16 protein-coding genes and 1 tRNA gene are annotated in these 18,997 nt (G+C 66.4%); 15 read left to right on the top strand and 2 right to left on the bottom strand.

Annotation, left to right across the window (positions count from 1 at the left end; all coding sequences use genetic code 11):
* Nucleotides 1-14: 14 nt before the first annotated feature.
* On the bottom strand, nt 15-1,427 hold the full coding sequence (gene pabB, locus J2X65_RS18405) for an aminodeoxychorismate synthase component I (RefSeq protein WP_310203842.1): 1,413 nt from the start codon (nt 1,425-1,427) through the stop codon (nt 15-17).
* A gap of 239 nt (nt 1,428-1,666) precedes the next feature.
* On the opposite strand from pabB, the gene J2X65_RS18410 reads away from it, so the two are divergent.
* From J2X65_RS18410 to J2X65_RS18435, 6 genes are all read left to right on the top strand, one after another.
* Nucleotides 1,667-2,650 (top strand): tripartite tricarboxylate transporter substrate binding protein BugD, encoded by a 984-nt coding sequence (locus J2X65_RS18410; protein WP_310203845.1) that lies wholly within the window; start codon nt 1,667-1,669, stop codon nt 2,648-2,650.
* A 92-nt stretch (nt 2,651-2,742) separates the two neighbouring features.
* Nucleotides 2,743-3,228, top strand: coding sequence for a tripartite tricarboxylate transporter TctB family protein (locus tag J2X65_RS18415; RefSeq protein ID WP_310203848.1), 486 nt, complete (start codon nt 2,743-2,745; stop codon nt 3,226-3,228).
* Nucleotides 3,229-3,244: 16 nt separating this feature from the next.
* Nucleotides 3,245-4,744 (top strand): tripartite tricarboxylate transporter permease, encoded by a 1,500-nt coding sequence (locus tag J2X65_RS18420; protein WP_310203851.1) that lies wholly within the window; start codon nt 3,245-3,247, stop codon nt 4,742-4,744.
* 90 nt (nt 4,745-4,834) lie between these two features.
* Nucleotides 4,835-4,910, top strand: a tRNA-Lys gene (locus tag J2X65_RS18425).
* Nucleotides 4,911-5,347: 437 nt separating this feature from the next.
* On the top strand, nt 5,348-5,620 hold the full coding sequence (locus tag J2X65_RS18430; RefSeq protein ID WP_310203854.1) for a hypothetical protein: 273 nt from the start codon (nt 5,348-5,350) through the stop codon (nt 5,618-5,620).
* Between the two features lie 26 nt (nt 5,621-5,646).
* Nucleotides 5,647-6,621 (top strand): transglutaminase family protein, encoded by a 975-nt coding sequence (locus J2X65_RS18435; RefSeq protein WP_310203856.1) that lies wholly within the window; start codon nt 5,647-5,649, stop codon nt 6,619-6,621.
* A gap of 64 nt (nt 6,622-6,685) precedes the next feature.
* Here J2X65_RS18435 and J2X65_RS18440 read toward each other — a convergent pair whose 3' ends face one another.
* On the bottom strand, nt 6,686-7,777 hold the full coding sequence (locus J2X65_RS18440; RefSeq protein WP_310203859.1) for an alkene reductase: 1,092 nt from the start codon (nt 7,775-7,777) through the stop codon (nt 6,686-6,688).
* Between the two features lie 157 nt (nt 7,778-7,934).
* Between J2X65_RS18440 and J2X65_RS18445 the strand changes: the two genes are divergently transcribed.
* The 9 genes from J2X65_RS18445 to murJ all read left to right on the top strand — a co-directional run bounded on the left by J2X65_RS18445 (nt 7,935) and on the right by murJ (nt 18,905).
* Entirely contained in the window at nt 7,935-8,402 is a 468-nt protein-coding gene (locus J2X65_RS18445; RefSeq protein WP_310203862.1) for a MarR family transcriptional regulator, read from the top strand.
* A 9-nt stretch (nt 8,403-8,411) separates the two neighbouring features.
* On the top strand, nt 8,412-9,548 hold the full coding sequence (locus J2X65_RS18450) for an HlyD family secretion protein (protein WP_310203865.1): 1,137 nt from the start codon (nt 8,412-8,414) through the stop codon (nt 9,546-9,548).
* A gap of 131 nt (nt 9,549-9,679) precedes the next feature.
* The gene (locus J2X65_RS18455) at nt 9,680-11,251 is read left to right on the top strand and encodes a DHA2 family efflux MFS transporter permease subunit (protein ID WP_310203868.1); all 1,572 of its coding nucleotides are present in this window, start codon (nt 9,680-9,682) and stop codon (nt 11,249-11,251) included.
* Nucleotides 11,252-11,437: 186 nt separating this feature from the next.
* The gene (gene pncB / locus J2X65_RS18460; protein WP_310203872.1) at nt 11,438-12,730 is read left to right on the top strand and encodes a nicotinate phosphoribosyltransferase; all 1,293 of its coding nucleotides are present in this window, start codon (nt 11,438-11,440) and stop codon (nt 12,728-12,730) included.
* 437 nt (nt 12,731-13,167) lie between these two features.
* Complete coding sequence (locus tag J2X65_RS18465) at nt 13,168-14,349, top strand: SH3 domain-containing protein (RefSeq protein ID WP_310203877.1); 1,182 nt, start codon at nt 13,168-13,170, stop codon at nt 14,347-14,349.
* A gap of 146 nt (nt 14,350-14,495) precedes the next feature.
* Nucleotides 14,496-15,494 carry a Gfo/Idh/MocA family oxidoreductase gene (locus J2X65_RS18470; protein ID WP_310203879.1) on the top strand — a complete coding sequence of 333 codons (999 nt, stop codon included), beginning with the start codon at nt 14,496-14,498 and terminating at the stop codon, nt 15,492-15,494.
* 13 nt (nt 15,495-15,507) lie between these two features.
* Complete coding sequence (locus J2X65_RS18475) at nt 15,508-16,662, top strand: DegT/DnrJ/EryC1/StrS aminotransferase family protein (protein WP_310203881.1); 1,155 nt, start codon at nt 15,508-15,510, stop codon at nt 16,660-16,662.
* Nucleotides 16,663-16,748: 86 nt separating this feature from the next.
* Nucleotides 16,749-17,342 (top strand): Uma2 family endonuclease, encoded by a 594-nt coding sequence (locus tag J2X65_RS18480; protein WP_310203883.1) that lies wholly within the window; start codon nt 16,749-16,751, stop codon nt 17,340-17,342.
* Between the two features lie 33 nt (nt 17,343-17,375).
* Nucleotides 17,376-18,905, top strand: a complete 1,530-nt coding sequence (murJ, locus tag J2X65_RS18485; protein ID WP_310203886.1) for a murein biosynthesis integral membrane protein MurJ — start codon at nt 17,376-17,378, stop codon at nt 18,903-18,905.
* The last annotated feature ends 92 nt before the right edge of the window (nt 18,906-18,997 follow it).

Consider the following 18,997-nt stretch of genomic DNA (forward strand, 5'->3'; position numbering starts at 1 on the left):
CATCCTTCTCAACGTCATCGTTCTTCCTGCCGGAAGGCGCGGAAGATGCGCTCGGCCTTGGTCAGGCTCTCGCGATACTCCGCCGCCGGGTCGGAAAGCAGGGTGATGCCGCCGCCGACGCCGAAGCGGGCGACGCCATCCTCCAGCGTCACGGTGCGGATGGCGATGTTGAGGTCGGCGGTGCCGTCGAAGCCGAGATAGCCGATGGCGCCGCAATAGACCCCGCGCGGAATGCCTTCCAGTTCGCGGATGATCTCCATGGCGCGGATCTTCGGCGCCCCGGTGATCGAGCCGCCGGGGAAGGAGGCGGCGATCAGGTCGAGCCCGTCGCGGCCGGGCTTCAGCGTGCCGGTCACCACCGAGACGAGGTGGTGCACATTGGCATAGGTCTCCAGCCCGCATAGCCGCGGCACCTTCACCGTGCCGGGCCGGCATACCCGCGAGAGATCGTTGCGCAGCAGGTCGACGATCATCACGTTTTCGGCGCGGTCCTTCTCGCTGGCCACCAGCTCGCGGCCGCGAAAGGCGTCGAGCGTCGGTTCCACCGAGCGCGGCAGCGTGCCCTTGATCGGCCGGGTCTCCACCTCCAGCCTGCCGGCGACCGCCCGCAGGGTCAGGAACCGTTCCGGCGAGGAGGAGGCGACGGCGCGGCCTTCACTGAGGATCAGCGCCGCGAAAGTGGCCGGGTTGGCGTTGCGCAGCCGCTCATAGATGGCGAGCGGGTCGGTCGCCCCGATCTGCGCCTGGAATTGCTGGGTGAAATTCGCCTGGAAGATGTCGCCGGCACGGATATAGGCGATCACCTTCGCTACCGCCGCCTCGTAGCGCGGGGCATCGAAGTTCGACGTCCACTCGACGGCCGGCAGCTCGGTGTCGAGCGCCGGCAGCGGCGCCGCGAGGGCCGCGCTCATCTGCTCCATGCGGCTGCGGGCGCGGGCCAGCCGGGCCTGCGGCTCGGTCTCCGGCCAGCCGGTGGAGATCAGGAAGCCGCGCCGGCTGACGATATCGAAGGCGAGCACCACGTCGTAGAAGCCGAGATCGATTTCCGGGCCCTCGCCGGGCTCGGGCTGCGGCGTCGGAAAACGGTCGAACAGCCGGCCGGCCTCATAGGCGAAGGTGCCGATGGCGCCGCCCTGGAACGGGGCGTCGCAGGGCAGGGGGCCCTGCGCGTAGAGCGCCAGCCGGCGGCGCAGCGCTTCGCGTGGCGGGCCGTCCTCGGCGGCATCGTTCCAGAAGGCGGTGCCGCCGGTGACGCGAAACCGGCCGAACGGATCCGCCGCCACGAAGGACCAGCGCCCCAGCTGCGGATGCGCCATGGCGCTGTCGAGGAAGGCGAGGCCGCCAAAGCGCGCTGCCAGCCGCCGGGCAGCGTGCCAGGGGTCGGCATGGTCGATCGAAACGACGAGGGGGGGCGGCTCCTGAATCATGCACGGAATATGGGACCAAGCCGGCCGACTTCCTAGCCGGTGCCGCATCGGAGGGCCCATTGGTCACAATCAGCGGGCTAATGCATCAGTGTCGCAAACATATTGAGGTTAGTTCGAAAATGCGGCTTGACGGTGAGGCAGGCGAATGCTCGCCTAGCCGCAACCAAAAAAGCCCTGCCGGGCAGGCCGGCGCCGGCAATAATAATCGACCCAATACCCGCTTCTGGAGGAACACCCGCATGAAATGGAAAACAGTCGCCGCCGGATTCGCGGCTCTCGCGCTCGGCCTGGTGCCGTTGGCAGGCGCCAAGGCGCAGGAGTATCCGACCCGCGCGATTTCGATGATCGTGCCGTTCGCGGCCGGCGGACCGACCGACACCGTCGCCCGGCTGATCGCCGAATCCATGTCGCGCAGCCTCGGCCAGCAGATCGTTGTGGAAAATGTCGGCGGTGCCGGCGGCACCCGTGGCGCCGGCCAGGTCGCCAAGGCGACGCCGGATGGCTACACCGTCCTGCTGCACCATATCGGCCAGGCGACCTCGGCGACGCTCTATCGCAAGCTGCCCTACAATGTGCTGACCGATTTCGAGGAGGTCGGCCTCGTCACCGACGTGCCGATGACGATGATCGCGAAGTCCGGCCTGGAGCCGAAGGACATCTCCGCCCTTGTCGCCTATGTGAAGGAAAACAAGGACAAGGTGATCTACGGCAATGCCGGCGTCGGCTCCGCCTCGCATCTGTGCGGCATGCTGTTCATGTCGGCGCTGGGCACCCCGATGACCACCGTGCCTTATCAGGGCACCGGCCCGGCGATGAACGACCTCGTCGGCGGCCAGATCGACCTTATGTGCGACCAGACCACCAACACCACCGGCCAGATCAAGGCCGGCAAGGTGAAGGCCTATGCGGTGACCACCAAGGACCGCCTCAAGGCGCTGCCCGACGTCCCCACCATGCAGGAAGGCGGGGTGAAGGACTTCGAGATCGCCGTGTGGCACGGCATGTACGCCCCCAAGGGCACGCCGCCGGCGGTGGTCGCCAAGCTGAACGCCGCGCTCAAGCAGGCGTTGCAGGACCCCAAGGTCATCGCCCGCTTCGCCGATCTCGGCACCGAGCCGGTGTCGCAGGAGCGTGCCACGCCGGAGGTGCACAAGGCCTTCGTCGCCTCTGAGGTCGCCAAGTGGAAGCCGGTCATCGAGCAGGCCGGCGTGTTCGCCGACTGATCCGGATCTCCTGACCTTCGTCCCGGTCCGTCCGCCTGCCCCCGGGGCAGGTGGCCGGACGGGTGTCGCCTCACATCACCGCGAGGTTCCGCATGGGTCGCTTTGTCCGAAGCCCGAAGGACGTCGTCACCGGGTTGTTGCTCATCTTCCTGGCCGCCTGGTTCGCCTGGCTCGGGTCCGATCTGCCGATCGGCCGGGCGATCAGGATGGGGCCGGGCTACTTCCCGCTGGTCCTGTGCGGAATTCTGGCCGCACTTGGCCTCATCGTACTCCTCACCGGCCTCGCTTTTCGCGGGGATGTGGAGGCCGACGAGGACGCCCGGCGGATCTCGATACCGTGGCAGGGGCTGGTGCTCGTCACCCTGTCGGTGGTGGTGTTCGGCCTCACGGTTCGCCCGCTGGGCCTTGGCCCGGCCATGGGCCTCGCCGTCTTCATCTCCTCGACGGCGAGCCGAAAGTTCTCGATTTTCAATGGCTTGGTCATGACGGCGATCATGGTTGCCTTCGCCTGGGCGGTGTTCATCAAGGGTCTCGGCCTGCCGCTCCCCATGCTCGGCCCGTGGCTCGGCGGCTACTGATCGGAGAGTTAAGTCCATGGAAATCTTCGATCATTTGGCGCTAGGCTTCTCGGTCGCCTTCACGTTCCAGAACCTTTTCTACTGCTTTATCGGCGTGTTGCTGGGCACTTTGATCGGCGTGCTGCCGGGCCTCGGCCCCGTGCCGACCATCGCCATGCTGCTGCCCATCACCTTCGGCCTGCCGCCGGTGTCGGCGCTGATCATGCTCTCCGGCATCTATTACGGCGCGCAGTATGGCGGCTCGACCACCGCCATCCTGATCAACCTGCCCGGCGAGAGTTCCTCGGTGGTCACCGCCATAGACGGCTACCAGATGGCGCGGCAGGGCCGGGCGGGGGCCGCGCTCGCCACCGCGGCGCTCGGCTCCTTCTTCGCCGGTTCGGTCGCGACTTTCCTGCTCGCCGTCTTCGCGCCGCCGCTCGCCGACCTCGCGCTGAAATTCGGGCCACCGGAATATTTTTCCCTGATGGTTCTGGGGCTTGTGGCTTCGGTGTCGCTGGCCTCGGGCTCGGTGATCAAGGCGCTGGCGATGGTGGTGCTCGGCATCCTGTTCGGATTGTCGGGTCAGGACGTCTACACCGGCACCCCGCGCTTCACCTTCGACATCGTCGAACTCGCCGACGGCATCGAGTTCGTGGCGCTGGCCATGGGTCTGTTCGGTCTCGTCGAGATCGTCCGCAACCTCGAGGACGAGCACAGCCGCAGCGTGCTGGTGCAGAAGGTACAGGGCCTGATGCTGTCCAAGGACGACGTCAAGCGCATCATCGCCCCGGTGCTGCGCGGCACCGTACTCGGCTCCTTCCTGGGCATCCTGCCGGGTGGTGGCGCGATGCTCTCCTCCTTCGCCGCCTACTCGATCGAGAAGCGGGTCTCGAAGCATCCCCAGCAGTTCGGCCGGGGTGCGATCGAAGGCGTCGCCGGGCCGGAGAGCGCCAACAATGCCGGCGCGCAGACCTCCTTCATCCCCATGTTGACGCTCGGCATTCCGTCCAATCCGGTGATGGCGCTGATGATCGGCGCCTTGATCATCCAGGGCATCGTGCCAGGCCCCAACGTGGTGAACGAGCAGCCGAATCTGTTCTGGGGCATCATCGCCTCCATGTGGATCGGCAATTTCATGCTGGTGGTGCTGAACCTGCCGCTGATCGGAATCTGGGTGCGGCTGCTGACGGTGCCGTACCACATCCTGTTCCCGCTGATCATCGGCTTCTGCTGCATCGGCGTCTACAGCGTGAACAACAACGTCTACGACGTCTACGCGATGGCCGCTTTCGGCGTGTTCGGCTACCTGCTGGTCAAGTTGGACTGCGAGCCCGCGCCGCTGCTGCTCGGCTTCATCATCGGGCCGATGCTGGAGGAGTATCTGCGCCGTGCCATGCTGATCTCGCGCGGCGATCCGACGGTGTTCGTCACCCGTCCGCTCTCGGCGGTGATGCTGGCGATCGCCGTGCTGGCTCTTGCGGTGGTGTTGCTGCCTTCTGTGCGCAAGAAGCGCGAAGAGGCATTTAAAGAGTGAAAAAGTACCCGGGCCGGTAGACAGGCCCGGGTAGCTTTGGTACACGACCGCCGCTCGCGAGTGAAACCTCCTCGTCGACGCACCCCGGTCGGGCGCATAGCTCAGTTGGTAGAGCAGCTGACTCTTAATCAGCGGGTCCAAGGTTCGAGTCCTTGTGCGCCCACCAACCGCAAGCCCTCCATGCCGCTTCGGTTGGCCTGACTCGGGATCTCCGCCTTTCAGCATGTTTTGCAGCTACACCGCACCCGCGCGATAGGCGCAGGCTGCTTGCTCAACTACCATGCGCGCCTCTGAAGCTCCGTCGGCTGACGACACGGGAGATCCAGCCCATTAACGATTCGGTCACTCTATGTGCCCGTTGCCTGCGCTGCGGGCGGCGGTCCATCCTCGGGCGCAGCGAGCAATTGCATGCGCTCCCAGACTCATCGGGCGCGACGCGAACCCAGCTGCGCTGCGATATTTGTGGTGGCCGGCGCATCGAACTTTTCCATGCGCAAGGACCGACGGAAGTGGTTGCCTTCATTTCCGGCCGCCGCTGAACGGCGAACCAAACATTGTCTCGCGCGTTGTGGCGTCGAATCTGTTCAGCACAGGAGAGCGGCGATGGCCAGGCCCGATACCTCGAACATATCCGATGCCGGAGACAACAGGCAGCTCTCGGGCAATCCGCGCTCCCGTGCCGTCACCGCCCGGGCCCCCCGGTCTGCCGATGATGTCGTCTCCGCGCTTCCGGATATTTCCGTGCCCGACGAGACGATCCTTGATGCGTCGCCGCGCCGGCGCGCTGTCGGACTGCCGGAACGAAAATACTCTTTCAACGCCTTGATCGCCGTCGGCATCACCGGTTTCTTGGTCGGTCGTTTGCTGTCACGCTGATCGTCGATCCGCAAGGAAATGCCTGCATGCAAACTCTCACCGTGCGTCACGTCACGCACTACACCTACGCCAATCCGGTGGTGTTCCAGCCGCATCGCCTGATGTTGCGACCCCGTGACAGCCATGACCTGCGTCTCGTCGGTGCCGAGTTGACGCTGTGGCCGCATGGCAATGTCCGCTGGATGCACGATGTGTTCGGCAATTCGGTCGCGGTGGTGGATTTTATCGAGCCGTCGAACGAATTGAAGATCGAGAGCCTGCTGACCATCGAGCGCTACGGCATGGGTTCGCCGAATTTCGAAGTGGAGGAGGGGGCGAAGATCTACCCCTTCGTTTATTCGACCGACGACCGCACCGATCTCGGCCGTATGCTCGAATGCCATTATCCCGATCCGAACGGCGAACTGGAGGCCTGGGCCAAGAGCTTCATCGCCAGCCGGCCGACCGACACCATGGCGTTGCTGGCCGACATTAATGCCGGCATCCACACCGGTTTCGCCTATCAGGTGCGGCATGAGCAGGGCACTCAGCCGCCGCTGGAGACGCTGCGGCTCGGCTCCGGATCGTGCCGGGATTTCGCGCTGTTGCTGATCGAGGCGGCGCGGTCGCTCGGCTTCGGCGCGCGTTTCGTGACCGGCTATCTGTATGATCCGGCGCTCGACGGCGAGAATGTTGGCATTGTCGGCGCCGGTGCCACCCATGCCTGGGCGGATATCTATCTGCCGGGCGCGGGCTGGATCGAATTCGATCCCACCAACGGATCGATCGCCGCGGACAACCTGATCCGGGTGGCGGTCACCCGCGACCCCAGCCAGGCGGTGCCGGTGTCTGGGGGCTTCACCGGATTGGTCGGTGATTATCTCGGTATGACCGTCGACGTGTCGGTGCGCTCACCGCAACCTGATATCGCAGCGCCAGAGCCATTGGCGTCCGATTTGGTGGAAGCTGAATCTCAGCCGTCGGAGCCTCGGCTGCCGCCGTCCGAGCCTGCCGCGGCCTGAATAGTTACGAATCGTCGAAAGTTGAAGGGCCGCCCTTCCGGGCGGCCCTTTATGTCGATGGCGCTCAGGCGCCGGCGGCTTCCAGCGTCGGATAGTCGGTGTAGCCCTTCTCGCCGCCGCCATAGAGATGATCGCGGTCGAGATCGTTGAAGGGGGCATTCCGCTTCAGCCGCTCCACCGCGTCGGGCGAGGAGATGAACGGCTTGCCGAAGGCGACCAGATCGGCCTTGCCGGCGGCCACCACCTGTTCCGCCAAGGCTTTGTCGTAGCCGTTGTTCACCATCCAGGTGCCGCTGAACCGCTTGTGCAGCGCTTCGAAATCGAAGCCGGGCACGATATCGCGCGGGCCGCCGGTGGCGCCCTCGATCATGTGCACATAGACCGGGCCGAGTTTCTCCAGCACATTCACCACATGGGAAAACAGGGCGGCCGGGTCGCTGTCGGTGAGGCCGTTTGCCGGGGTGACCGGCGAGATGCGGATGCCGGTGCGCTTGGCGCCGATCTCGCCGATGATGGCCTCCGTCACTTCCGTGAGGAAGCGGGTGCGGTTCTCGATGGAGCCGCCATACTGGTCGGTGCGCCGATTGGCGCCGTCGCGCAGGAACTGGTCGATGAGATAGCCGTTGGCGGCATGGATCTCGACGCCGTCGAAGCCGGCGGCGATGGCATTGGCGGCGGCCTTGCGGAAGTCGTCGACGATGCCGGGAATCTCGTGGGTCTCCAGGGCGCGGGGTTCGTCGACCTCCAGGAATTGGTTGTTCACATAGGTCTTGGTCTCGGCGCGGATGGCGGAGGGGGCGAGCGGCGCCGCACCGCCCGGCTGCAGCGAACGGTGCGAGACCCGCCCGACATGCCAGAGCTGCACGAAGATGTGGCCGCCCTTGGCGTGCACGGCCTCGGTAATCGGCTTCCAGCCTTCGATCTGCGCCGCCGTGTGCAGGCCGGGCGTGTCCTGATAGCCCTGCGCAGTGTCGGAGACCTGCGTGGCCTCGGTCACGATGAGGCCGGCGGTTGCGCGCTGGGCGTAATATTTCACCGACAGCGGATTGGGCACAGTGCCGGTGATCGCGCGGTTGCGGGTAAGCGGCGCCATGACGACGCGATTGGTGAGCGTGATGTCGCCTAGGCGGTAGGGGTCGAAAAGCGAGGCAGTCATGCGAGAGGTCCTCGAACAGGGTTTCTCTGCTCAGATAGATACCGGTGTGCACCGCACCAGAGATGCGAAGGGCCTAGTCAGCTACTGCTTTAGTAGCAGGGCGTACCATATTGCAGGTGATAATAACGCACGTTATGTTATGCAGCGTAGGTGAAACATGACGTGCCAACCCGATTACGATTTTCTGTCGCTGCTGCACGAACTGGCGCATCTGATGCGCACCAAGTTCGACCAGCGGGCGCGCGCCTTTGACATGACGCGGGCACAGTGGGTCATCCTGCTGAAGCTGGAGCGTTCGCCGGGCATGACCCAGAACGAGTTGGCTCAGTTGATCGAGGTCGAGCCGATCACTGTGGCGCGGCTGGTCGATCGCCTGCAGGCGCGCGGGTTTGTCGAGCGTCGGCATGATCCGCAGGACCGACGCGTCTGGCGTCTGCATCTTCTGCCGGCGGCAGACCCGATCCTCGAAGAGATCGCCCGTGCTCGCAAAGAGATGGTGAGCCAGCTGATCGGGACCAGCGTGACGCCGGAGGCGCTCGCCGGCATCGAGGCGACCCTCGGCCTGATGAAGGCGAATCTGTCCTGCGATAGCCGCGCGGCATGCCCGCCGGATGCCGCCTCGTGAGACCGTGCCATGCTTGATCGAACCAAAGAGCCCTCCACCGTAAATGCCGACGCGAAGCCCGCACCGCCGGCGGCGGCCAAGCCGGCCCCGGTGCCGAAGCGGCGCAGCCGGTTGCGGGCGTCGCTGATGCTCGGCGGCATTGCCGTGGTGGCGATCGGCGCTTTCTATGTGTGGCTGACCGGCGGGCGCTATGTGTCGACCGACGACGCCTATGTGCGCGCCGGCAAGCTCATGGTTTCCACCGACGTGTCAGGGATTGTCAGCGACGTCGATGTCAAGGAAGGCCAGCAGGTCGCGGCCGGCGACGTGCTGTTCCGCGTCGATCCGCGCCAGTATGAGATCGCGCTGCGCAACGCGCAGGCCAATCTCGACCAGACCCGGCTGACGCTGGAATCGATGAAGGTCGATTACCAGCGCATGGCGAGCGACATTGCGGCCGCCGCCGCGACGGTGGAGAATGACCAGACGACCTTCGACCGCTACGAGGTGCTGGTGAAGGACGCCGCCGCTCTCTCGCGGGCGACCTACGACCAGGCGCGCTTCACGCTCCAGACCGACAAGGCCAAGCTCGATTCCATCAAGCAGCAGGCGGCGGTACTGCTCGCCAAGCTAGGTGGCGACGCTGACTTCGCGGTCGAACGGCACCCGCTCTATCTCCAGGCGCAGGCGGCGCTGGACGAAGCGAAGCGCCAGCTCGACCATGCGACGGTGCGCGCACCGTTTTCCGGCACGGTCACCGAGGTCGACAACCTGCAGCCCGGACTTTACCTCGTCGCCGCGACCGCGGCGCTGACCAATCAGGGCGCCGTCGGCCTCATCTCCAATGACGACATGTGGGTCGAGGCCAACGTCAAGGAAACCGATCTCACCTATTTGAAGCCCGGGGATACGGTCGACGTGACCATCGACGCCTATCCCGACCATCGCTGGACCGGCACCGTCGGCAGCATCGCGCCGGCGAGCGGCGCCGAGTTTTCGGTGCTGCCGGCGCAGAACGCGAGCGGCAACTGGGTGAAGGTGGTCCAGCGGGTGCCGGTCCGCATTCAGGTGAACCATCAAGACAATGATCCGATCCTGCGGGCGGGCATGAGCGCCTATGTCGAGATCGACACCGGGCATTCGCGTCGCTTGCGCGACATTCTTTGATTTTCCCAATCCGGCTGCTTCCGCCCCCCAAGGCAGCCGGCCGAGACGGGCGGGAACTGGATCCGCAGATCCACGATCCCGCCCGTCTCACTGCATTCCGGCCCGGATGACCGGAGCACGAGGCCAACGCCATGTCCGCCGCAACCTCCGCCACCGCCACGCCACCGGCCGATGCCGCCCATCCCATCGGCGCCACGCGAACCATCATCACCGTCTGCGCGATGACCGCGACATTGATGCAGGCGCTCGACGCCACCATTGCCAATGTGGCGCTGCCCTATATGCAGGGGTCGCTGTCGGCGACCGCCGACCAGATCACCTGGGTGCTGACCTCCTACATCGTTGCCGCCGCCATCATGACGGCGCCGGTCGGCTGGCTCTCGGCGCGTTTCGGCCGCAAGAGCGTGTTCCTCGCCAGCCTGATCGGCTTCACCGTCGCCTCCATGCTGTGCGGCGTGGCGCAATCGCTTACGCAGATGGTGATCTTCCGCCTTGCGCAGGGCGTGTTCGGGGCGGCGCTGGTGCCGCTGTCGCAGGCGACCATGATGGACATCTATCCGGCCTCCCAGCGCGGCCAGGCGATGGCCGTGTGGGGCATGGGGGTGATGCTCGGGCCGATCCTCGGCCCCACGCTCGGCGGCTGGCTGACCGATGCCTACAACTGGCGCTGGGTCTTCTACGTGAACCTGCCATTCGGCATCATCGCCACCGCCGGCCTCGTGATCTTCATGAAGGACGAGGGCCGCAACGACGCATTGCGCTTCGACTGGACCGGCTTCGCCGTGCTGGCGCTCGGCATCGGGGCGCTGCAGATGATGCTCGATCGCGGCGAGCAACTCGACTGGTTCGGTTCGACCGAGATCGTGGTGGAGACGGTGCTGGCCGGGCTCGGCCTCTATCTCTTCACGGTCCACATGGTGACCCACGACAGGCCGTTCCTCAGCCCGCGCCTGTTTCGTGACCGAAATTTTGCCGCCGGGCTGGTGATCATGTTCGCCATCGGCATGGTGCTGCTTGCCACATCGGCACTGCTCGCCCCCTATCTGCAGCGGCTCGGCGGTTATCCGGTGCAGACCGCCGGCCTGCTGATGGCGCCGCGCGGCTTCGGCACCATGGTCGCGATGATGATCGGCGGCCGGCTGGTGTCGCGCATGGACCCGCGGATCGTCATGTTCTGCGGCCTTGCGCTGATTGCCTGGAGCTTGTGGGATATGACCGGCTGGACGCCGGACATCGATACCCGCTCGATGATCATCAACAGCATCACCCAAGGGGCGGGGCTCGGCCTGGTGTTCACGCCGCTCACCGTGGTCGCCTTCGCCACGCTGCCGCCGGAGTTGCGCACCGACGGCACCGCATTGTTCAGCCTGGTGCGCAATGTCGGCAGCGCCATTGGGGTGTCGATCACCTCGTTCCTGCTGTCGCAGAACACCCAGATCATGCATGCGCAAATCGCCGAGCACATTACGCCGTTCAACCCGATGGTGCAGAGCGGCGGCGCCTACCAGTTCTGGAACATCGCCAACCCGGCGACGCTGGCGGCTCTCAATGCGGAGATCACCAAGCAGGCCACGGCCATCGCCTATGTCGACGACTTCAAATTCATGATGCTTGTGACGCTGCCCACCGCGCTGCTGCTGCTGATCATGAAGGCGCCGTCGCGCGCATCGGCCGGCGACGGCCATGTCGAGGTGCTCGACTGATCGCCTTCCCGGCTTCCAGGGCGGCGACAAGCGGTTCTGCGCGGATTTGCCAGGCGACCATTCTGTTCCAGGCGATTATTGGAAGGACTCCAACTTCAACGGTTTGAGCATATTGTTGCCGTTGGGGTCATTTCGATCTGTGCCAAATGTGTTCTAGAAGAGGCTCGCCGGAACCGGGCGGGGCTCATGATCGATATCGCATCGCGCGTCTACAATCATACCTGGAAGATCGATCCGATCGTCCGGTCCGTGCTCGACACGGATTTTTACAAGCTGTTGATGGCGCAGACGATCTATCGCCGCCATTTTCATACCCGCGTCACCTTCGGCATCATCAACCGCACCAGCTGCGTGCGCATCGCCGACTTCGTCGACGAGAGCGAGTTACGCGAGCAACTCGATCACGTGCGGACGCTGAAGCTGACCCGCGGCGAGTCCACTTGGTTGCGCGGCAACATGTTCTACGGCAAGCGCCAGATGTTCTCGCCGGACTTCATCGCCTGGCTCGAGAGTTTCCGTTTCCCGCCCTATCACCTCGAGAAGCGCGACGGTCAGTTCGAGCTGACCTTCGAGGGGCCGTGGATCGAGACCACCATGTGGGAGGTGCCGGCGCTTGCCATCATCAACGAGCTGCGCTCGCGGGCCGTGCTGCGCGGCATGGGGCGCTTCGAGCTGCAGGTGCTCTATGCCCGCGCCATGACCCGCGTGTGGGAGAAGGTGGAGCGGCTGCGCGCGCTCGAAGGGGTGAACGTCGCCGATTTCGGCACCCGCCGTCGTCACGGCTTCCTGTGGCAGGACTGGTGCGTGCAGGCAATGATCGAAGGAATCGGCGATAGTTTCCTCGGCACTTCGAATTGCCTGATCGCTCTCCGGCGGGAGGTGGAGGCGACCGGCACCAACGCGCACGAACTGCCCATGGTTTATGCAGCGCTGGCCGATACCGACGAGGAACTCGCCCAGGCGCCTTATCGGGTGTTGCTCGACTGGCAGCAGGACTACGAAGGCAATCTGCGCGTCATATTGCCCGACACCTTCGGCACCACCGGCTTTCTCGGGGCAGCGCCGGACTGGGCGGACAAATGGACGGGCATCCGAATCGACAGCAAGGAGCCGATCGCCGGAGGTGAGGAGGCGATCGCCTGGTGGCGCGCCCGTGGCCAGGATCCGAGGGAGAAGCTTGCCATCTTCTCCGACGCTTTGGACGTCGAGGATATCGTCCGCATCCATCGCCACTTCCATGGGCGCGTGAAGCTCGGCTTCGGCTGGGGAACGCTGCTCACCAACGATTTCCGCGGCTTCGTCGCCGATGGCGCCCTCGATCCGATTTCCATCGTCTGCAAAGTTATTTCGGCCGATGGGCGGCCCACCGTGAAGCTCTCCGACAACCCGACCAAGGCGATGGGACCGGCCGAGGAAATCGCCCGCTACAAGCGGGTCTTCCACGTCTCCGCGCAGACCGAGCGCGAAATTCTGGTGTGAGGCGGGCTGAGGATAACCGATGCAGGGAGGTTTTTAGGTACCGACTAAAGGGGGTGCATAGAAAGCTTGGCCAAGAGTTGCCGCAATCCGTCTTCATGGTGAAAATTCAGTCGTGTGTCTTTCTTGCATCAAGATACCTTCTGTCGCTACTGTGCGGCCGGCTGGCGAATCGATGCAGGGCGGACGAATCAGTGCGGGGCATGTGAGCCCTGTTGGAAAGAGTTGAGCGTAACGCATGATGAACGGTTTTGACCGCGGGTTCGGGCAGACGGGCGCAATGGCCGCAAGCGGCTATCGTGAAGATGGTCTTTCCGATTCGCCTCGCTGTTTTCCGTCTCAGGCTTCCGTCCTTCGTATCCTGCGTCGGTTGAAAGGCTGAATTCGCCATGACGACCAATTCGCAGGGAAGGTCCGCTTCGGAGCTATCCGCTTCGCTGGTGCGCGACTATCGCGCCATGATCAGCTCGCTGGAGCAAACCAAAGGGGAGGGGCCGCAGCTTCCGCCTTCCGCCTTTGAGGCCTCACCCTCTCCCGAAGCCGCGGGTTCGTCCGAGCGGACGATGGCCGAGCCGGTGATCCGTTCACTACGCCCCGCCGCGCCGTCCCCATCCCGCCCCGCGCCGCTGGGTTTCGCCGAACTGCGCAGCAAGCTTTCGGCGCTGAGCGACGCGCGCCATATCATGCCTTCGAGTCGTCCGGCTGCCGCGAGTGCAGCAGAGGCGACGGTCAATGCTTCCACCGTATCCTCGGACGCTGCGGCGGTGACGCAGGCCAGCCGCCGACGCATGTTCGGCGCTGCTAGCCGCGCGGAAAGCGAGCCCGCCGCGCGTCGTCGTCGTGCCGCTTCCGGCGAGGCATTCACCTGGCGGCGGCTGGGGGTGCTGGCGGTATGCTTCGTGGCGGTCGGCGGGGCCGCTGTGGCTCTGCAGTCCGTGGTCGGACGCGACGAGGCCCGCGTAGCGCCGGAAGTCATCGGCAATGCCGCCATCGCCGCGGTAGCGCCTTCGGCGCCGGCGGCGGCCGTGCCGGCGCCCGAGCCGGCTCGTGTCGTGGTGGCGGAGCCTGCCGCGCCCTCGGCCCCCGCGGCTCTGCGCGCCCTCGAAGCGGTGCAGGCGCCGCCGGCAATGCCCTCGATTTCTGCCCGTACCCTGCTTGCGCCGGATCCCGTCGAGCCGGGACCCGCGGTGCCGGGACTGACAGCCTTCGCCGCGCCGGAGCCTTCGGTGCTGGCCGCGGCACCGGAGGCCAAGCTGCCGCGCCAGGCGCCGCTGCCGCCGCCGGCCCCGCCGCGCCGCGCCGCTGTCGTTGCCGCCGTCGCGCCCGCAACGGCTGCTGCCAAGCCGGCCGATGAGGTGGCCGATGCCGCCGATGCGGCTCCGTCCGAGGCCGGCGCCGAGCCGACCGGCGGCGCGACGATCCGCTCACCGGTGACCATGCGCACCGGCCCGAACAAGGGGGCGGCGGCGATGCAGACTCTGAAGAGCGGTCAGCAGGTCGAACTGGTGGCATGCGACAGCTGGTGCGAGATCGTCGCCGACGGCAAGCGCGGCTTCATCTATAAGAGCTTCCTCAATGCCGGCGCCCCCCGGGAAGCTGACGCGACCCCGGTGGCCGAATAGCCGCGCCTTCGCCGCGGGCCTCCGCGGTAACATGCGGAATCAATTAGTGAAGCGCCGTCCATGCCTTCCGGCTGGCCGGCGCCTCGTCAGCCCGGTACGCGCATGTTAGACGGCGCTTGTCACGCTGGCAGTCAAGGAATCGTCGCATGTCGAACAGCCTGAAAGAGGCGCCTCGCCCGGTTCGTGTCGGGGTGGTGGGCGTCGGGGTCATGGGCGCGAACCATGCCCGCGTGCTGGCCGACCTGCCCGGAGCCGAACTGGTCGGCATCGCCGATCCCGACGCCGCCCAGGCGAGCAAGGTGGCGGGGCTGCTCGGCTGTGCCGCCGTAGCGGATACTGAGGCGCTCACCGCCCTCGGCGTCGACGCGGTGGTGGTCGCGGCTCCCACGCATCTGCATCACGACATCGCCCTGGCTGCCATCGGTGCCGGCGCGCATGTGCTGGTGGAGAAGCCGATCGCTCCCAGCGTCGCGGAAGGCGAGGCCATCGTCGCAGCCGCCAAGGCGCGCGGCGTCGCGCTGATGGTCGGCCATGTCGAGCGTTTCAATCCCGCCGTCGAGGCGGTGAAGAAGGCGATCGAGGGCGAGGAGATCCTGTCCATCGGCATCACCCGCGTTGGCCCGTTTCCGCCGCGCATGTCGAATGTCGGGGTCGTGATCGACCTCGCGGTGCACGACATCGACCTGATCTGCCATTTCACCGGCTCGGAAATCGCCGAGATCCAGCCCCAGGTGAAGGCGGCGGTGGCCGAGCGCGAGGACATCGCGCTCCTGCAGTTCCGCACCGCCAACGGCGTGCTGGCGCATATCAACACCAATTGGCTGACGCCGTTCAAGGCGCGCACGGTGCATGTCGCCACCCGCAAGAAATACGTGATCGGCGACCTGCTCACCCGACAGGTGACCGAGTGCTTCGACTACAAGCCGGATGGCAGCTATTCGATGCGCCATCTCCCCGTCGCCTATGCCGAGCCGCTGCGCGTCGAGCTGTCGCGCTTCCTTGCCGCCGTGCGGGGGGAAGCCGCGCCGCCGGTGACCGGCGAGGACGGCGTCGCCAGCATCGCCACTGCCATCCGTTGCCTGGAGGGGCCCGAGGCCGCGCGCCCGGTCTCCCTCCCGTCCGCGCGCATTCGCGCCGCCGGCTAGTTCGAGGACCGACATGAACAGCCATGTGACCACCAATGCCGCGCCGCTGCCCTTCATCGACATCGCCGCGCAGCGCGCCCGCCTCGGCACCCGTGTCGACGAGGCGGTGACCCGCGTCCTCACCCATTGCCGCTTCGTCAACGGGCCGGAAGTGATCGAGCTCGAAAAGCAACTGGCCGAGTTCGCCGGCGCTCGCCACGCGATCTCCTGCTCCAGCGGCACCGATGCGCTGGCCATGCTGCTGATGGCCTGGGGCGTCGGGCCGGGCGATGCGGTGTTCTGTCCGTCCTTCACCTTCTGCGCCACCGCCGAGGTGGTGCCGTGGGTCGGGGCGACGCCGGTATTCGTCGACGTGCTGCCGGACACCTTCAACATGGACCCGGCGAGCCTGGAGGCGGCCATCGCGGTCGCCGAGCGGCAGGGGCTTACCCCCCGGGTGGTGATCCCGGTCGACCTTTTCGGCCAGCCGGCCGACATGGACGCCATCGGCGCCATTGCCCGCGCCCGCAATCTCAAGGTGCTGTGCGACACCGCGCAGGGCTTCGGTGCCACCTGGAACGGCAAGCGCACCGGCTCCTTCGGCGATGCCACCGCCACCAGCTTCTTTCCGGCCAAGCCGCTCGGCTGCTTCGGCGATGGCGGCGCGATGTTCACCGATGACGACGATCTCGTGCCGGTGCTGAAAAGCGTGCGCGAGCACGGCCAGGGCGTCGACAAATACGAGAACGTCCGCATCGGCATGACCGGACGGCTCGATACCATCCAGGCGGCCATTCTCCTGGAAAAGCTCGCCATCTTCGAGGAAGAGATCGCCGCCCGCGACCGTGCCGCCAAGCGCTACAATGCGGCGCTGGCCGATGTGTGCACCGTGCCGGTGGTCGATCCGCGCGCGACGTCGATCTGGGCGCAGTACACGATCCGCTTGGCCGCCGGCGTGCGCGACGATCTCGCCGCCACCTTGCAGAAGGAAGGCGTGCCGACGGCGGTTTATTACCGTATCCCCATGCACAGGCAGCCGGCCTATGCGCAGTACCCTGCCGCCGGCAACGGCCTGCCGGTTAGCGAGAAGCTCTCGGGCGAGGTGATCAGCCTGCCGATGCACGCCTATCTCGACGATGCCTCGCAGGACCGGGTGATCGCCGCCGTGCGGCGGGCGCTGGGGAAGTAACCCAACGCCGTCCGGCGAGGGACGGGGAAATAGCCCTGCGTCGTCGGGTTCGATAGAATGGGCCGGTGTCCCGAAGGAGCCGGTCCATGGTGCCGCCCGCCTTGAAGCGCATGTCGCCGGAAGAGTTCTATCGCTGGCCGGGCGAGGAGGGCGTCCGCTACGAGCTGGTGGATGGTTTCCCCGTCAAGGCGATGACGGGGGCGAGCCGCCGTCATGACCGGATCGTCGTGAATGTGCTGACCAGCCTTACGTCGAAGCTGCGCGGGTCGCCCTGCCGTCCCTCTACCGACGACATCGCCGTGGCGGCGATGAACGGCAATATCCGGCGGCCGGATGTGTCGGTCGATTGCGGCGAGATGCCCGATACCGCCTATGAGGCGACATCGCCCCGTCTGGTCGTCGAAGTGCTTTCGCCCTCCACACGCCAGACCGATCTCGTGCGCAAGCTGGAAGAGTACAAGGCGCTGCCGTCGCTCGCCTATATCCTGCTGGTCGAGCCGGACCTGCCACGGGCGCTGCTGTGGTGGCGAGCGCCGGGCAGCGCGTGGGAAATCGTGCAGTTCGACGGCTACGACGGCGTGATCGATCTCGGCGCCATCGGCACCGAACTCGCCATGTCCGAGGTCTATGAAGACATCGCCTTCCCCGATCCGCTGGCGGGCGAGGGCGGGCTCCGTTAGGTTCCCGCGACGCTCAACGACGCCGGACATTCTATGATTCGCAGCATTTTCTCGGTCGGCGGCTGGACGCTGCTGTCCCGGCTTACCGGCTTCGCGCGCGACATCATGATGGCGGCGGTGCTCGGCGCCGGCCCGGTGGCGGACGCCTTCTACCTCGCCTTCCGGCTGCCCAACCATTTTCGCGCCATCTTCGCCGAGGGGGCCTTCAACACCGCCTTCATTCCCGCCTATGCGCGGGTGAAAACGCAGGAGGGCGACGCCAAGGCGGCGCGCTTCGCCGACGGCGTGCTCTCGGGCGTGGTGGTGGTGCAACTGGCGGTGCTCGCCTTCGCGCTGATGGCAACGCCGCTGGTGGTGGCGACGCTGGCGCCGGGCCTCGCCGACGACCCGGAGCGCTTTGCGCTGACGGTCGGCTATACCCGCATCACCTTTCCCTATCTCGGGCTGATCGCGGTGGTGACGCTGGTGGGCGGCGTGCTCAACGCCAATGAGCGCTTCTGGGCGGCGGCGGCGGCCTCGATCCTGCTCAACGTCGCCATGGTCGGCACGCTGAGCGTCGCCGGCTGGTTCCCGACCGCCGGCGACGCCGCCGCCTGGGGGGTGCTGATCTCCGGCTTCCTCCAGGTCGGGCTGCTGGTGTTCGACGCCGAGCGGCACGGGCTGGGTCCGCGCTTCGCGCTGCCGCGGCTCGACCCGGAGACCCGGCGCTTCCTCATCGCGCTCGGGCCGGCGATCCTCGGCTCGGCCGGGCTGCAACTCGCCATCTTCGCCGACACCATCGTCGCCTCCTTCCTGCCGCAGGGAGCGGTCGCGGCGCTGTTCTATGCCGAGCGCATCTACCAGCTGCCGGTGGGGGTGATCGGCATCGCCGCCGGCATCGTGCTGCTGCCGGAAATGTCGCGTCGCCTCGCCGCCGGCGACGAGGCCGGCGCCCGCCACGCCCAGGCGCGGGCGCTGGAGCTCATCCTGCTGCTGGTGCTGCCCTTCCTCGCCGCCTGCCTCATCGTGCCGGAGGAGATCATGCGCGGGCTGTTCCTGCGCGGCGCCTTCACCGGCGAGGCAGCGCGGGCCGCGGCGCAGACGCTGGCGGCCTATGCCATCGGGCTCATTCCCTTCGTGGTGATGCGCGCCTTCATGTCGCCCTTCTACGCCCGCGGCGACACCCGCACGCCGGTGATCGCCACGCTGGGGGCGGCGATGGTGAACATCGCCCTGAAGGTGTGGCTGATGGACGATTTCGCGCAGGTGGGCCTCGCCTTCGCCACCTCGGTCGGCGGTTGGATCAGCCTCGCCTTGCTGATCGCCTTCGCGCTGCGTCGCGGCTATGGCTGCGGCGATGCGGCGCTGGTCGCGCTGCTGCCGCGCCTTGCCCTGATCGGGCTCGGTGTCGCGGCGGCGCTGTTCGCCGCAGCGCGGTTCGGCGCGCCGCCGATTGCCGCGCTGCCCAGCCTGCGCGACGAGGCGACGCTGGCCTTGTGCATCGCGGCGGGCGGCGCCGCCTATGGGGTGCTGGTGGCCCTTCTGGTGGGGCCGCGGCGGCTGAAAGCGCTGCTGCGGCCGTGAGCCGGTAAAAGCTTTATTACGTTTTATTGCTTACGCAGTGCAGCAAAACTGTGGTACCAGCCTAGCCCGAATGCCGGTCGATGAGGGATGGC

It is taken from the genome of Ancylobacter sp. 3268 (assembly GCF_031456575.1).
Taxonomy (GTDB): Bacteria; Pseudomonadota; Alphaproteobacteria; order Rhizobiales; family Xanthobacteraceae; genus Ancylobacter.